Genomic DNA, 14,021 nt, shown 5'->3' with positions numbered 1-14,021 from the left:
GTCGCGGGGCAGACGCGAGTTTGACGACACCCCCTTGGCCGGAGCGCGCTCCCACCCCGAGGGGACACGGGTGGCCTCCGGCCGGGTCCCCTCCGGGAGGAGGAGACCGGTGTCCGTGCGGCTCCGCCGAGCGGCGGTCCGCGTCCGCCCGGGGGACGACGCGGCCGGGCGCACCGGTCCGCGAGACTTTCGGCCGGAAGCCGCACCCGTCTGCCGGAGGACCTTCATGGACGTCACCGAGAGCCTCGCCCTGCCGCTCATCGACGAACACAGCACGGTCGTCGCGGCGGACACCGATGACGTCTGGAGAGGGCTGGGCGACGTCCTGGACGGCTCCTACGCGGGTGCCGGGGCGGTCCGGTTCGCACACCTCGTCGGCTGCGCCGATCCCGTGGCGTCCGGACCCCGGCCGCTGGCCGAGGGCTCCACGATCAGCGGTTTCCGGGTGGTCGCCGCGGATCCCGGCAGGGAGCTGGTCCTCCTCGGGCGGCATCGGTTCTCGACGTACGCCCTGACCTTCCTCCTCGACGAGGCGGGCCCGCGCCGCACCGTGGTGCGGGCCGTCAGCCGGGCCAGGTTCCCCGGCCCGGCGGGCGCGCTCTACCGGTTGCTCGTGGTCGGCACGGGCGGCCACGCGATCGGCGTACGGCACCTGCTGGCGTCGGTCCGCAGCCGGTCGGAGTGAGTGCGTCCGCTGGGCGGCACGGCGTTCAGGCCGGCGATACGACCGTCCGCTCGGTGGTACGACCGTCAGGTCGGCGAGCCCGACGAGAAGCGGCGCAGCAGCGGCGAGAGGACGAGCACCGACTTGGTGCGCTCGACGAACGGCTCTCCGGCGATGCGCTCCAGGACCCGTTCGAAGTGCCGCATGTCGGAGGCGAAGACCTGGGCGACCGCGTCCGCGTCCCCGGTGACGGTGGACGCGGCCACGACCTCCTGGTACCGCTCCAGGCCCCGCTGGATGGTCTCCGGCGAGGTGTTGCGGCGGCAGTAGATCTCGACGAACCCCTCGGTCTCCCAGCCGAGCGCCGAGGGGTCCACCCGGACGGTGAATCCGGTGATGGCCCCGGTGGCGCGCAACCGGTCCACCCTGCGTTTCACGGCCGGCGCGGACAGGCCGACCAGCTGGCCGATGTCCGCGTAGGAGCGGCGGGCGTCCTCGGCGAGGGCGTGCACGATGCGTTCGTCGAGATCGTTCAGCACTGGGGGTGGTTCACTTCGCTTCTGGTGATGCTTCCGGTGTGGCCTCCGGGGCGGCGAGCCGCGACCGGCGATAGCCGTAGAGGAAGTAGAACACGAGACCGGCGGCCATCCAGAACCCGAAGACCACCCAGGTGATGGTGTCGAGGCTGAACATGTTGTACGCGCAGAAGGCGAAGCCCAGCACGGGCAGCACCGGACCGAACGGCACCTTGAAGGTGCGCTCCAGCTCCGGCCGCTTGTAGCGCAGCACGATCACCGCGATGTTGACCAGGGCGAAGGCGAACAGCGTGCCGATGCTGGTGGCGTCGACGAGCTTGCCGAGCGGGATCAGGGCGGCGAGGACACCACAGAACAGGGAGACGATCACGGTGTTCACGCGCGGGGCGCCGGTCTTGGCGTCGACCTTGCCGAGCGCCTTGGGGACCAGGCCGTCGCGGGACATCGCGAAGAGGATGCGGGTCTGGCCGTAGAGCACGGTGAGCACGACGCTGGCGATGGAGATGACCGCGCCGAGGGCGAGCAGGGTGCCCCAGAAGGTCTGGCCGCTGACGTCGTTCATGATCGCGGCGAGGGAGGCCTCGGAGCCCTCGAACTTGGTCCAGTTCCAGGCGCCGACGGCGACGGCCGCGACCAGCACGTACAGAGCGGTGACGATGATCAGCGAGAGCATGATCGCGCGCGGCAGGTCCTTCTTCGGGTCCTTCGCCTCCTCACCGGCGGTGGAGGCGGCGTCGAAGCCGATGTACGAGAAGAACAGCGTGGCGCCGGCGGCGCTGACCCCGGCCATGCCGAGCGGCATGAAGTCGGCGTAGTTGCCGGACTTGAAGCCCATGAAGCCGACCGCGCAGAACAGCACCAGCGCCGCGATCTTCACCGCGACCATGATGGTGTTGGCGCGGGCGGACTCGCGCACCCCGCCGAGCAGGAAGACCATCGCCAGCAGGACGACGATCAGCGCGGGCAGGTTGATGATGCCGCCCTCGCCCGGCGCCGAGGACAGGGCGCTCGGGATGGTGACGCCGATGGTGCCGTCCAGCAGCTCGTTGAGGTACTCGCCCCAGCCGACGGCGACGGCGGCCACCGACACGCCGTACTCCAGCACCAGGCACCAGCCGCAGACCCAGGCGACCAGCTCGCCCATCGTTGCGTACGCATACGAGTACGAGGAGCCGGCGACCGGGATGCTGCCCGCCAGCTCGGCGTACGACAGGGCCGAGAAGAGAGCCGTCAGACCGGCTATCACGAAGGCCAGGGTGACCGCGGGACCGGCCTCCGGGACGGCGTCGCCGAGGACGACGAAGATGCCGGTGCCGAGGGTGGCACCGATGCTGATCATGGTGAGCTGCCACAGCCCCAGAGAGCGCCTGAGCGAGCCGCCCTCCCCCTGGCCGCCCTCCGCGACCAGGCGTTCCACGGGCTTGCGGCGCATCAGGCGCGCGGCGACGCCCGGGGCTGGCTGGGTGCGGTTCTGCGGGGGTGCGCCTTGGTCGAGCACGCGCTGGCTCCTTATCGCTGCCGTTCAGGTCGGACGGGGACCGGCGGCACCCCGGCGACAGCCGGGACCCACCGAGCGGGGTCCCCGCCACGCCACGTACAGCGCGACACTCTATGGGCGGGGCATTGCGCCTGTAATGCAGCAACCTTGCGCATACCCGCAAGATCATTGCGTTCCTCACGATGACGCGGGGGTTCGTTGCGCGGGGGCTTTCGAGTGTTGCGTTCCGATGCTCACTGCAGCCTTTTGACGAAAACGTGCAGGAGTCCGCCCACTCCCGCCAGGCGCCCTGGTCGTCCAGATATGTCCAGCGGTCGGCATGGGCCACCGAAGGCCGGTATCCGAGCCGCGCGCAGAGGGCCGGCGCGCGCGGGTTGTCCGCGCCGGCACCGAGGCCCATGACGTCGATGCCGCGCTCGCGCGCCGGCCGCTCGGCGGTACGGATCAGGGCCGTGCCGATGCCCCGGGAGCGCAGCGACTCGGGCCGGACCGCGAGGCCGTTCAGCTCCGGGCAGCCGGGGTGCGCGGCCCGCACCTCGGGCGCCGCACAGCTTTCGAGCAGCGCTTGTGCGCCTGTTCGGGAGGCGCTGGAGACGAGGGGGTATCGCGCGCTTGGCTCTTGAAGCCCCGAGCGCTCGGCCCCCGTTTTCCAGAGGGGCACGAGGGACACGCACGCTGTTCTGCCAGCGGCAGAACACCGACCGAGCAGGGCTCGACGATCAATACAGTCCAGTCGCATGACGAAGATCACGACGCGTACGGTCGAGTACCCGGCGGACGGTTTGACGATGATCGGGCACCTCGCGCTCCCGGCCGGTGTCGATCGCCGGCCCGCGGTGCTGCTCGGACCAGAGGGCATGGGGCTCAGCGACGTCGAGCGCCGCCGGGCCGATGCCCTCGCCGAACTGGGATACGTAGCGCTGGCCTTCGACCTTCACGGCGGGCGCTATTTGGGCGACCCAGAGGAGATGCTGGCCCGTTGCCTGCCGCTGCTCGCCGACCCCGACCGGATGCGGGGCATCGGCCATGCGGCGCTCGACGTGTTGCGCACCGAACCGCGGACCGACCCCGACCGGATCGCCGCCGTCGGCTACGGCACCGGGGGCGCCATCGGGCTGGAACTCGGGCGCGACGGCGTCAACCTGCGCGCGATCGGGACAGTCAACGCAACCACCACGGGCCGACCGGGCGAGGCAGCGCGCATCCGCTGCCCGGTGTGGGCCGGCGTCGGGTCGGAAGACCCGATCATGCCGCCCGCACAACGGAACGCGTTCACCGCCGAGATGCAGGCCGCGGGCGTCGACTGGCGCCTCACGGTCTACGGCGGCGCCTTGCACGCCTTCCACCACCCGCCGGTCGACCACCCCACGGTCCCCGGCGTCGGCTACCACCCCCAGCACGCGCAGCGAGCCTGGCGCGACGTCGTCGACCTGCTCGCCGAGTGCCTGCCCGGGACGGAGAATCTGCGGGCATGACCCAGGCAGACAGCTCGGCGCCCAGGCCTGGTCCACGTCGGGCACTCACAGTCCCCTCCCCTCGAGTCCCCATGGCAGAACCACATTCGCGGATGCTCGACCGCGGAGACGCTTTCGCAACTGCCGCAGTAACTACGCTGCGCGCTCCTTGACGATCAGGTGATCTGCCACGTTCGGGAGCCTTCGGGACCGCTGGCCGTTCCGAGGTCGAAGCGGTACTCGCCGTTGACCATCGAGGGGGTGCCGATGATCTCGTACTTCTTGGCCAGCTCCATGGCTGGTTCACCTGGCCCTTGATGGAGAAGGAGCTGAAGGTTGGCGAGGTACTTGTCTTCGTCGACGCCGGGAGTGGCGAGGAAGTCGGCCTGACCCTGGGATCAGTGAGCCTCTTCCGCTGACTGTGAACGGCGTCGAAGACAGAAGCGTGCACCTTGTCCTGCACGCCCATGGCTTCGAGGACCAGGAACATCTGCCCGTGGGCGTCGTACGGGCCGCCGAACATCGCCGAACCCTGCGGAAAGCCACATCGTCGGCGAGCTTGTCGACCCACGGGCCCACTGTGGGCTCGACGTGATAGCCGTGCGGGCAGCCGTACCAGAACGCCTCCACCACCTCGACCTTGCCCGGCACGCTCACCGGGACCCGGTGGGAGAGTTCGATGTACTCCTTGCCGGCGCATGGGCCGACCGTTGGGCGCCGGGCATGCGAAAGGCCCCCGGTTCTCCGGGGGCCTCGCGCGGGGATCCGGGTCAGCTCCAGCTGGCGTGCAGCGGCTTGCCCTCGGCGTAGCCCGCGGCGCTCTGGACGCCGACGATGGCCTTCTCGGCGAACTCCTCCAGGGAGGCGGCACCGGCGTAGGTGCAGGAGGAGCGGACGCCCGCGATGATCGAGTCGATCAGGTCCTCGACGCCCGGGCGGGCCGGGTCGAGGAACATCCGCGAGGTGGAGATGCCCTCCTCGAACAGCGCCTTGCGGGCGCGGTCGTACGCCGACTCCTCCGAGGTCCGGTTGCGCACGGCGCGGGCGGAGGCCATGCCGAACGACTCCTTGTACGCACGGCCGTCGGCGTCGTGCTGGAGGTCGCCCGGGGACTCGTAGGTGCCCGAGAACCAGGAGCCGATCATCACGTTGGACGCGCCGGCGGCCAGCGCCATCGCCACGTCGCGCGGGTGGCGGACACCGCCGTCGGCCCACACGTGCTTGCCGTACTTCTTCGCCTCGGCGGCGCACTCCAGCACCGCGGAGAACTGCGGCCGGCCGACGCCGGTCATCATGCGGGTGGTGCACATGGCGCCGGGACCGACGCCGACCTTGATGATGTCGGCGCCCGCGTCGATCAGGTCCTTGACGCCCTCGGCGGAGACGATGTTGCCCGCCACGATCGGCACCTGCGGGTCGAGCGCGCGCACCGTCCGGATGGCGCTGATCATCGACTCCTGGTGCCCGTGCGCGGTGTCGATGACGAGGGTGTCGACGCCCGCGTCGAGCAGCTGCTTGGCCTTGCCGGCCACATCGCCGTTGATGCCGACGGCGGCGGCTATACGCAGCCTGCCGTGGGCGTCGACGGCCGGGGTGTAGAGCGTGGCCCGCAGGGCGCCCTTGCGGGTGAGGATGCCGGCGAGCCTGCCGTCCCGGTCGACCGCCGGGGCGTAGCGCCGGTTGTGGTGGTCGAGGGTGTTGAAGGCCTCGCGCGGGTCGATGTCGGCGTCCAGCAGGAGCAGGTCCTTGGACATGACCACTTCGAGCTGCGTGAAGCGGTCGACCCCGGTGAGGTCCCGGTCGGTGACGACGCCGACCGGGCGCTGGTCCTCGTCGACGACGACCCCGGCGTTGTGGGCCCGCTTGGGCAGCAGGGACAGCGCGTCGGCGACGGTCTGGTGGGGGGCGAGCACGATCGGCGTGTCGAGCACCAGGTGGCGGCTCTTGACCCAGGAGACGACGTCGGTGACGACCTCGATCGGGATGTCCTGCGGGATGACGACGAGGCCGCCGCGCCGGGCCACCGTCTCGGCCATGCGGCGGCCGGCGATGGCGGTCATGTTGGCGACGACGAGCGGAATCGTGGTGCCCGTGCCGTCCGGGGAGCTGAGGTCCACGCCCTGGCGGGAGCCGACCGCGCTGCGGCGCGGCACCATGAACACGTCGTCGTACGTCAGGTCGTACGAGGGCTGGATGTCGTTGAGGAAACGCACGTGCTGCACATCCCAGTCGATCAGAGGTGGCCCCCGGACAGGTCAGCCAGGGGGAAAGAGCACGTACTTCATTCTCCCATGTCGCCCGTATCCGCAGGTACGGGCGGTTCATCCAGGCCGGCCAGGGAGGCGTTAGGAGGTTCCTCCAAGGGCGAGGGCGACGGAGAGCGCCGGCGTGTGATCCGCCGCCTCGGCGAACACCTCCCGCGCCGTGCGCCACTCCTCGGGCCGTGCCCGCGCGTACCCCTGCCAGTGGCGTACGACGATCAGCAGGCCGGCTTCCACGGCGCCCTCCGGCCACAGGGTGTGGTCGCCGAGGCCGTCGGCGAGCGCGTCCCAGTTGCGCCCGAACCACTCGGGCAGGTCCAGGGCGCGTGCGCACCGGTCCATCAGGCCCGCCTTGTCGGTCACCCCGGCGAGATCGACCGTGACCACGCGTTCCGTCATCTCAGCACCGCCCTGAACGAGTCGTAGTGATCGTCGGTGTAGTAGATCTCTCCGCCGCGCCCGGTGACGAGGCGTCGTGCCCCGCGGTCGGGCGAGCCCGGGGTCCGGACGGTGTACTCGCGGTAGTAGCCCCGCTCGTGCGCGGGCAGCAGCCGCTCGAAGTTCCCGAAGACCGCGCCGTCCCGGTCGTACGGGAACGGCCCGCCCCGGTCGATGCGGGCCAGCGTGTCCCGGGCCTCGGCGGGCAGATCCGCCTCCCGCACGGTGGCCATGCCCTCGGCCCACGGCGGGGCGGAGGCCGGGGCGGAGGTCTCGGTGCCGGCGCACCCGGCCAGCAGCGCGAGCAGGCAGAGCAGGACCCGGGGGACGAACCGCAGCAGCATGCCACCGATGCTGGCACGGCCGCCCCCGGGGCACCCGTCGTCGGGACCCGTCAGTGTCCGTCAGTGGCCGTCAGTGGCCGTCGGGGTCCGCCCGGTTCAGCGCGGACCTCGGCGCCGCCCCGGCCGTCAGCAGGTAGTCCGCGGCCGAGGTGTCCGTGACCAGGCTGGTGACCAACCCGGAGCGCAGCACGGCATCGATCGCGGGCCCCTTGCGCTGCCCGCCCGCGATCGCCACGACCTCGGGGATACGGCGCAGCTGGTCGGCCTTGACCGTGATGCACCGCTCGCCCAGGTCCCGGCCGATCCGGCGGCCCTCCGCGTCGAAGAGGTGCGCGGACATCTCGGCGGCGACTCCGAGGGAGGCGTAGTGCGCCCGCTCCTCGTCGCTGAGCATGTCGTGCACCGTCGAGATGCCGGGCTCCCACGAGCCGATGGAGACGCAGGCGACCGTGACCTTGTCGAAGTACTCGAAGGCCCGGGCGATCCCGGTCTGGTTGCGCAGCGCCGCCGCGGTGGCCGCGTCCGGCAGCAGCATCGGCGCGTAGATGGGGTGGGCGTCACCGCCCGAGACCTGGGCGGCGCGCCGCACCGCCTCCACCGAGCCGCGCTCGGCGGTCCCGGCGTCGTACACACCCGTCAGCTGCACCACCGTGCACGGCGGCAGCCGGTCGAGGGCCGCGGCCATGTGGATGGTGGAGCGGCCCCAGGCCAGGCCCAGCACATCGCCCTCGTTGACCAGCTCGCCGAGCAGGTCCGCGGCCACCTCCCCCAGGTTCTCGGGGTCGGGCGACTCCGTCGCCTCGGCCGGGGACTCGACCACGACGGCGTGCCTGAGGCCGTAGCGGGCGCGCAGCGCGTCGGAGCGCTCGGCGTCCAGCTCGGCCGGGACGCGGATCTCGATGCGTACGAGGTCCCGTTCGAGGGCGGTCTCCAGGACCCGGGCCACCTTGAAGCGGCTGACGCCGAACTCCTCCGCGATCTGGATCTTGGACTTGCCCTCGAGGTAGAAGCGGCGGGCCATGGCCGCCGCCTGCACCAGCTCAGCGGGTCCCATCCGCATGGCTGACCGGCCCGCCGACATACCCGACACGGCGATCTCCTCACTGCTGTTCACACTCTGGATTCGCCGTTCATCCTTGCAGATCCGGCGCGCTCGATCAGCCCTGATGGGCGCCGTTCACGTTCCTGACGCTCAGTGGTCGCACGCCCACGACGCCTTGGCGGTGGCCGCCTCCGCCTGGGTGCGCAATGCACGTACCGCCTCGGCCGGGTCGGACGCCCCGTAGACCGCCGATCCGGCCACGAAGACATCGGCGCCGGCGTCGGCGCACCGCTCGATGGTGGAAGCCGAGACTCCGCCGTCCACCTGGAGCCACAGCTCGAGACCGTGCTTGCCGATCAGCTCCCGGGTGCGGCGGATCTTCGGCAGCATGATGTCGAGGAACGCCTGGCCGCCGAAGCCCGGCTCCACCGTCATGATGAGCAGCATGTCCAGCTCGGGGAGCAGGTCCTCGTACGGCTCGATCGGGGTGGCGGGCTTCAGCGCCATCGAGGCGCGGGCGCCCTTGGCCCGGATCTCCCGCGCCAGCCGCACGGGAGCGGCGGCCGCCTCCACGTGGAAGGTGACGGAGGAGGCACCCGCCTCGACGTACTGGGGCGCCCACCGATCGGGGGCCTCGATCATCAGATGGCAGTCCAGCGGGGTGTCCGTCGCACGGGCCAGGGACTCCACGACCGGCACGCCGAGCGTGAGGTTGGGGACGAAATGGTTGTCCATGACGTCGACATGGAGCCAGTCGGCCCCTTCGACCGCCTTCGCCTCGTCGGCGAGACGGGCGAAGTCGGCGGACAGGATGCTGGGGTTGATCTGCACGGCCATGACCCAAGACTGCCATGCCCTGCGGGGGTCAGCGGCATCGGTCCCCGTCGGAGTTCGTCCGCGGACCGGTGGGGGCTGGTCGCGCCCGCGCGGCGGGAGCCGCACGATGTGACGCTCCGCGCCCCCGCTGATCCGCGGTCCCTCAGGAGGTACGGCGGAATAGGGCCAGGTACATGGCGTCCGTGCCGTGCAGGTGGGGCCACAGCTGGATGTCCGGGCCGTCGCCGAGGGCGGGCACGCCGGGCAGGTGCGGCCGGGCGTCGATCAGTTCGGCGCCCGGGAACTGCTTGAGCAGGTCGGCGACAACAGCCCGGGTCTCGGCGAGCAGCGGCGAGCAGGTGGCGTAGCCGACGACGCCGCCGACGCGCACGGACTCCAGGGCGGTGCGCAGCAGGGCGCGCTGGAGCGGCGCGAAACCGTCCAGGTCCTCGGGGCGGCGGCGCCAGCGGGCCTCGGGGCGGCGCCGCAGCGCGCCGAGCCCCGTGCAGGGCACGTCCACCAGCACCCGGTCGAAGGTGCCGGGGCGCCATGGCGGGCGGGTGCCGTCGGCGGCGATGACCTGGTAGGGGCCGGGGTTGCCGTGCAGGGCCTTGGCGACCAGTCCGGCCCGGTGGGTCTGGCGTTCCGAGGCGAGCAGGGTGGCGCCCCGCTCGGCGGCGAGCGCGGCGAGCAGCGCCGCCTTGCCGCCCGGTCCGGCACACGCGTCGAGCCACTTCTCGTCCGGCCCGTCCAGCGGCGCGCCGGCGAGCGCGAGGGCGACGAGCTGGCTGCCCTCGTCCTGCACCCCGGCCCGGCCCTCGCGCACGGCCGGGATCGCGCCGGGCTCGCCGCCCTCGGTGAGCCGGACGGCGTACGGCGACCAGCGCCCCGGCACCGCGGCGTCCTCGGCCAGCAGTTCGTCGGCCGTGGCCCGGCCGGGGCGGGCGACCAGGGTCACCTCGGGCCGCTCGTTGTCGGCCGCCAGCAGCTCCTCGATGCCGGCCCGGCCGCCGCCGAGGGAGTCCCACAGCGCGGAGACGACCCAGCGGGGGTGGGAGTGGACGACGGCGAGGTGGTCCTCGGGGTCGTCCTCGTAGGGCGGCGCGACCCGTTCCAGCCAGCCGTCCAGATCGTGCTGGGCGACCTTGCGCAGTACGGCGTTGACGAACTTGGCGCGCCCGTCGCCGAGCACCACGCGGGCCAGCTCCACGGTGGCGGACACGGCGGCGTGCGTGGGGATGCGGGTGCCGAGCAGCTGGTGCGCGCCGAGGCTGAGCACGTCGAGCACCGGCGGGTCGACCTCCCGCAGCGGCCGGTCGACGCAGGCGGAGATCACCGCGTCGTAGGTGCCCTGCCGGCGCAGCGTCCCGTACACCAGCTCGGTGGCCAGCGCGGCGTCCCGCCCGTCGAACTTCTCGGGCCCCTCCTTCTCGCGCGCCTTGCGCAGCAGCGGCGGCAGCACGAGGTTGGCGTAGGCGTCCCGCTCGTCCACGGCGCGCAGCGCCTCGAAGGCGAGGACGCGAACGGGGTCCTTCTTGGGCCGGCGATAGGGCTTGCCGGTCTTGCGGGGCCGCCGGGAGGTGTCGCTCACGAAAAAAGTGCTCCGGTTTTCTGAGTACGGTGTGCGACCAGCGTACGTCGGTGCCGGGGGGTCGGATGCCGGGCCGCCGCGCCGGACCTCAGGCCCCGGCGGCCTCTCCGACGGTCTCCCCGTCGGCGATCCGCACCCCGCGCGCCCAGTCCGCCGCCCGCATCGGCTTCTTGCCCTGGGCCTGCACCCACAGCAGCTCCACGGCGTGCGAGCCGGTGCCGACGTACACGTTGTTCTTGCCGACGGACAGCCGGCCCGGCGCCAGGTCGGTGCGCTCGGGCACGACCGCGACCTGAACCAGCTTCAGCCGCTCACCGCGGAAGGTCGTCCACGCCCCCGGCGCCGGGGTGCAGCCGCGCACCACCCGGTCGACCCGCAGGGCGGGGGCGGCCCAGTCGACCCGCGCGTCCTCGACGGTGATCTTGGGCGCGAGCGTGATGCCGTCGGCCGGCTGCGGTACGGCCTTGAGGGCGCCGTCCTCGATCCCGTCCATGGTCGCGGCCAGCAGCCCCGCCCCGGCGAAGGCGAGCCGGGTCAGCAGGTCGCCGCTGGTGTCGGTGGGGCGGATCTCCTCGGTGACGGTGCCGTAGACCGGTCCCGAGTCGAGCCCCTCCTCGATCAGGAAGGTGGAGGCGCCGGTGATCTCGTCCCCGGCCATGATGGAGTGCTGCACGGGGGCCGCGCCGCGCCAGGCGGGCAGCAGCGAGAAGTGCAGATTGACCCAGCCGTGGGCGGGGATGTCGAGGGCGACCCGCGGCAGCAGCGCGCCGTAGGCGACGACGGGGCAGCAGTCCGGGGCGATGGCGCGCAGCCGGTCCAGGAACTCCGGATCCCGCGGCTTCGCCGGCTTCAGGACCTCGACGCCGGCCTCCTCCGCCCGCTCGGCCACGGGCGAGGCGACCAGCCTGCGGCCCCGCCCGGCCGGCGCGTCGGGGCGGGTGACGACGGCGGCCACCTCGTGCCGCCCGGAGGCGAGCAGTGCGTCCAGGGCGGGAACGGCGACCTCGGGGGTACCGGCGAAGACGAGCTTCATGGGCGGGCACGGGCCTCTCGGACGGGAGTTGGTCGGGCAGCGCACCAGTCTATGACCACGGCGGGCCGAGCCGCCGACGGGGAAACCCCAGGCCGGGAGCACCGCGCACCATCACCCCTGGGGGCGTACGCCGATGCCCATACGCCCCCTGGGCGTGACCAGCGGCGTGAATCCGCGTTGGTCAAGAAAGAGTTGACCACTACGGGCCGCGATCGCGGCCCGATCCTTTCTCCTCAACGCCGGTTCGAGAGGCTTGTTCATGGCCGACCACGCAACCCACGACGCCCAGGCTCGGGCCAGCCTGCACTTGCTGGTGCGGGACATCGAGCGGGTCCGCCGGCAGGTGGACGCGCTGCGCACGCTCACCGCCCAGCTGGGCAACGTCTACCGCCCGCGCCGCTCCGGCCCCTCCACGGGCTTCGTCGTCTACGGACGCGCCCCCGCCCCGACCGTCCGACTCGCCCAGGAGCTGCGGGACAGTGTCGAGACCCTGGTCACGGCCGCCGTCGACTTCGACCGCTCGCTCGGCTTCTCGTGGGACGCGGTGGGCTCCGCCCTCGGAGTCACCAAGCAGGCGGTCCACCGCCGGTACGGCTCCCGCCGCGCCGCCGCCCAGGCCGCCGCCGAGGCCGAGCGCGGCACGGAGCCGACGGGCACCCGCACGGTCGACGTGGGCCCCGGTCTTCCGACGGTGCCCACGGTCCCGGCCGCCCGCTCCATGCCCACCCAGCCGACGGCGGGCAGCCCGGCGCTGCGCGACGAGGCCCGGCCGACGGCGTTCCCCAGCCCGCGCAACGGCTGACACCGCCGAGCCGCCGACCCGGTCCCCTCCGAACCGCCGAACCGCCGAGGCGAACGCGCCGATGCGGCCCCCTTCGTACTGCCCTCCCGACGCACCGCCCCGGGAGGGCAGTGCCCTGCGGCCACCTGGCAGCACCCCGCGGTCCCGCGCAGCACCCGCCCTTCAGCTCCCCCGATGTCCGGCCACTCCTTGGACGCCCGACCGCTGCTCCGACGCCCGACCGCTCACCGATGTCCAGCCGCTCACCCGATGTCCGGCGGATCGATCCGCACCCGGACCAGCGCCCCGCTCCCCCGCGCCATCCGGGCCGCCTGGGTGGCCTTCAGCGCGGCCGCCAGCGCCGCCCCACGGCCCGGCGGCACCCGGATCAGGGCCCGCTCCCACTGCTCCCCCGGCGGGGGCGCTCCAGGCCGCCGGGGGCGCCCGGGAGCGGCGACGGGCACCGGCACCGGCCCCAGCACCTCGGCCTCCTGCGGCAGTGCCACCATCCCCAGGAACTCCGTGACCGCCTCCGCCGTCCCCGACACCGCGGCCATCCGGGACACCGGCGGGAACCCCAGCTCGGCCCGCTCGGCCAGCTCCCGCACCGCGTGCCCCACGGGGTCCCACCGCACCAGCGCCTGCACGGGCCGCAGCGTCGGCTCGGCGACGACCACGACCGTCCCCCCGGCCCCCTGGGGACGCACCAGCGCACCGGCCGCGATCCAGCGCCGCAGCGCGTCCTCGCCGGCCCGCAGATCCGGCCGCCCCACCATGGCCCAGCCGTCGAGCAGCAGCGCGGCGGCATAACCGCCCTCGGCGACCGGCTCGGCTCCGGGGGTGCTCACCACCAGCGCGGGCGTTCCCGGCACCGTGTCCAGCACATGCTCGCGCCCCGACGTCCGCACCGGGACCGCCGGGAACGCCCGGCCCAGCTCCTCCGCGGTCCGCCGCGCCCCGACGACCTGCGCGCGCAGCCGGAACGACCCGCACTCCGGGCAGTGCCAGGACTCCTCCCCCCGCCCGCACCAGCCGCAGCGCAGCGCCCCGGCGTCCTGCGCCTCCAGCGGGCCCGCGCAGTGCCGGCACCGGGCGGGCTCCCGGCAGCGGGCACAGGCCATCCGCGGCACGTACCCCCGCCGGGGCACCTGCACCAGCACCGGCCCGTGCCTCAGCCCTTCCCTGACGGCCTGCCAGGCCAGGGTCGGCAGCCGGGCCGCCCGCGCCGCCTCGTCGCGTGCCAGGTCCTGGTCGCCCACGGTGCGCACGAGCGGGGCGGCGGCCCGCACCTGCTCACGTCCGGCGACCAGGGGGCGGGCCCAGCCGGTCTCCACGAGCTGCGCGGCCTCCACCGTGCAGCTCCAACTCCCCATCAGGAAGGCGCACTTGTCCTGGGCGGCGCGCAGCAGCAGCACCTCCCGGGCATGCGGCTGGGGCGCATGCAGCTCGCTGTGGCTGTCGTCGCCGTCGTCCCAGAGGGCGACCAGTCCGAGGTCGCGCACCGGAGCGAACATGGCGGCGCGGGTCCCGACCACCGCGCGTACGGACCCCCGCCGTACGGCG

The 14,021-nt window shown here is 73.1% G+C and carries 12 protein-coding genes and 3 pseudogenes; 3 read left to right on the top strand and 12 right to left on the bottom strand.

The genetic code is table 11. The features are described from left to right. The first annotated feature begins 226 nt into the window (after positions 1–226). Positions 227–685, top strand: a complete 459-nt coding sequence (locus tag CCN42_RS12495; protein ID WP_086735405.1) for a hypothetical protein — start codon at positions 227–229, stop codon at positions 683–685. A 65-nt stretch (positions 686–750) separates the two neighbouring features. Here the strand turns inward: CCN42_RS12495 and CCN42_RS12490 are convergent, their stop codons facing one another. From CCN42_RS12490 to CCN42_RS45865, 3 genes and pseudogenes are all read right to left on the bottom strand, one after another. After that, positions 751–1,203, bottom strand: coding sequence for an Lrp/AsnC family transcriptional regulator (locus CCN42_RS12490; protein ID WP_043498934.1), 453 nt, complete (start codon positions 1,201–1,203; stop codon positions 751–753). 10 nt (positions 1,204–1,213) lie between these two features. Next, positions 1,214–2,698, bottom strand: a complete 1,485-nt coding sequence (locus CCN42_RS12485; protein WP_086735403.1) for an amino acid permease — start codon at positions 2,696–2,698, stop codon at positions 1,214–1,216. A 349-nt stretch (positions 2,699–3,047) separates the two neighbouring features. After that, positions 3,048–3,437 (bottom strand): annotated as a pseudogene (locus tag CCN42_RS45865) (GNAT family N-acetyltransferase); the annotation flags it as partial. Between CCN42_RS45865 and CCN42_RS12475 the strand changes: the two are divergent. Next, positions 3,436–4,173 (top strand): dienelactone hydrolase family protein, encoded by a 738-nt coding sequence (locus tag CCN42_RS12475; protein ID WP_086735401.1) that lies wholly within the window; start codon positions 3,436–3,438, stop codon positions 4,171–4,173. The pseudogene CCN42_RS45865 and the gene CCN42_RS12475 overlap by 2 nt on opposite strands. A gap of 132 nt (positions 4,174–4,305) precedes the next feature. Here CCN42_RS12475 and CCN42_RS46120 read toward each other — a convergent pair. From CCN42_RS46120 to fmt, 8 genes and pseudogenes are all read right to left on the bottom strand, one after another. Next, positions 4,306–4,854 (bottom strand): annotated as a pseudogene (locus tag CCN42_RS46120) (thiol:disulfide interchange protein DsbA/DsbL); the annotation flags it as partial. Between the two features lie 68 nt (positions 4,855–4,922). Further along, entirely contained in the window at positions 4,923–6,365 is a 1,443-nt protein-coding gene (locus CCN42_RS12465) for a GuaB1 family IMP dehydrogenase-related protein (protein WP_169731443.1), read from the bottom strand. A 132-nt stretch (positions 6,366–6,497) separates the two neighbouring features. After that, positions 6,498–6,812 carry a barstar family protein gene (locus CCN42_RS12460; protein WP_086735397.1) on the bottom strand — a complete coding sequence of 105 codons (315 nt, stop codon included), beginning with the start codon at positions 6,810–6,812 and terminating at the stop codon, positions 6,498–6,500. Next, a complete protein-coding gene (locus tag CCN42_RS12455) occupies positions 6,809–7,195 on the bottom strand; it encodes a guanyl-specific ribonuclease (protein WP_086735395.1) in 387 nt (128 codons plus the stop codon). Before CCN42_RS12455 ends, CCN42_RS12460 begins: the two co-directional genes overlap by 4 nt. Before the next feature lie 70 nt (positions 7,196–7,265). Next, the gene (locus CCN42_RS12450) at positions 7,266–8,309 is read right to left on the bottom strand and encodes a sugar-binding transcriptional regulator (RefSeq protein WP_086735393.1); all 1,044 of its coding nucleotides are present in this window, start codon (positions 8,307–8,309) and stop codon (positions 7,266–7,268) included. A gap of 78 nt (positions 8,310–8,387) precedes the next feature. After that, positions 8,388–9,074 (bottom strand): ribulose-phosphate 3-epimerase, encoded by a 687-nt coding sequence (rpe, locus tag CCN42_RS12445; RefSeq protein ID WP_043498944.1) that lies wholly within the window; start codon positions 9,072–9,074, stop codon positions 8,388–8,390. A 142-nt stretch (positions 9,075–9,216) separates the two neighbouring features. Next, positions 9,217–10,644, bottom strand: coding sequence for an RsmB/NOP family class I SAM-dependent RNA methyltransferase (locus tag CCN42_RS12440; RefSeq protein WP_086735391.1), 1,428 nt, complete (start codon positions 10,642–10,644; stop codon positions 9,217–9,219). Between the two features lie 88 nt (positions 10,645–10,732). Further along, positions 10,733–11,677 (bottom strand): methionyl-tRNA formyltransferase, encoded by a 945-nt coding sequence (gene fmt / locus CCN42_RS12435; protein WP_086735389.1) that lies wholly within the window; start codon positions 11,675–11,677, stop codon positions 10,733–10,735. Between the two features lie 259 nt (positions 11,678–11,936). Between fmt and CCN42_RS12430 the strand changes: the two genes are divergently transcribed. Beyond that, a complete protein-coding gene (locus CCN42_RS12430; protein ID WP_086735387.1) occupies positions 11,937–12,479 on the top strand; it encodes a hypothetical protein in 543 nt (180 codons plus the stop codon). A 242-nt stretch (positions 12,480–12,721) separates the two neighbouring features. Here the strand turns inward: CCN42_RS12430 and CCN42_RS12425 are convergent. Further along, positions 12,722–14,021, bottom strand: a pseudogene (locus CCN42_RS12425) (primosome assembly protein PriA); the annotation flags it as partial.

The sequence above is a fragment of the Streptomyces glaucescens genome (assembly GCF_002154375.1).
In the GTDB taxonomy this organism is placed as follows: domain Bacteria; phylum Actinomycetota; class Actinomycetes; order Streptomycetales; family Streptomycetaceae; genus Streptomyces; species Streptomyces glaucescens.
Note: the sequence above shows the minus strand (reverse complement) of the source record. Positions and strands in the feature narration are given on the sequence as shown.

Excerpts from the sequence above, each read along its gene's own strand:
- fmt (WP_086735389.1), bottom strand. The coding sequence starts at position 11,677 with ATGAAGCTCGTCTTCGCCGGTACCCCCGAGGTCGCCGTTCCCGCCCTG.
- CCN42_RS12475 (WP_086735401.1), top strand. The coding sequence starts at position 3,436 with ATGACGAAGATCACGACGCGTACGGTCGAGTACCCGGCGGACGGTTTG.
- CCN42_RS12430 (WP_086735387.1), top strand. The coding sequence starts at position 11,937 with ATGGCCGACCACGCAACCCACGACGCCCAGGCTCGGGCCAGCCTGCAC.
- CCN42_RS12495 (WP_086735405.1), top strand. The coding sequence starts at position 227 with ATGGACGTCACCGAGAGCCTCGCCCTGCCGCTCATCGACGAACACAGC.
- CCN42_RS12460 (WP_086735397.1), bottom strand. The coding sequence starts at position 6,812 with ATGACGGAACGCGTGGTCACGGTCGATCTCGCCGGGGTGACCGACAAG.
- CCN42_RS12455 (WP_086735395.1), bottom strand. The coding sequence starts at position 7,195 with ATGCTGCTGCGGTTCGTCCCCCGGGTCCTGCTCTGCCTGCTCGCGCTG.
- rpe (WP_043498944.1), bottom strand. The coding sequence starts at position 9,074 with ATGGCCGTGCAGATCAACCCCAGCATCCTGTCCGCCGACTTCGCCCGT.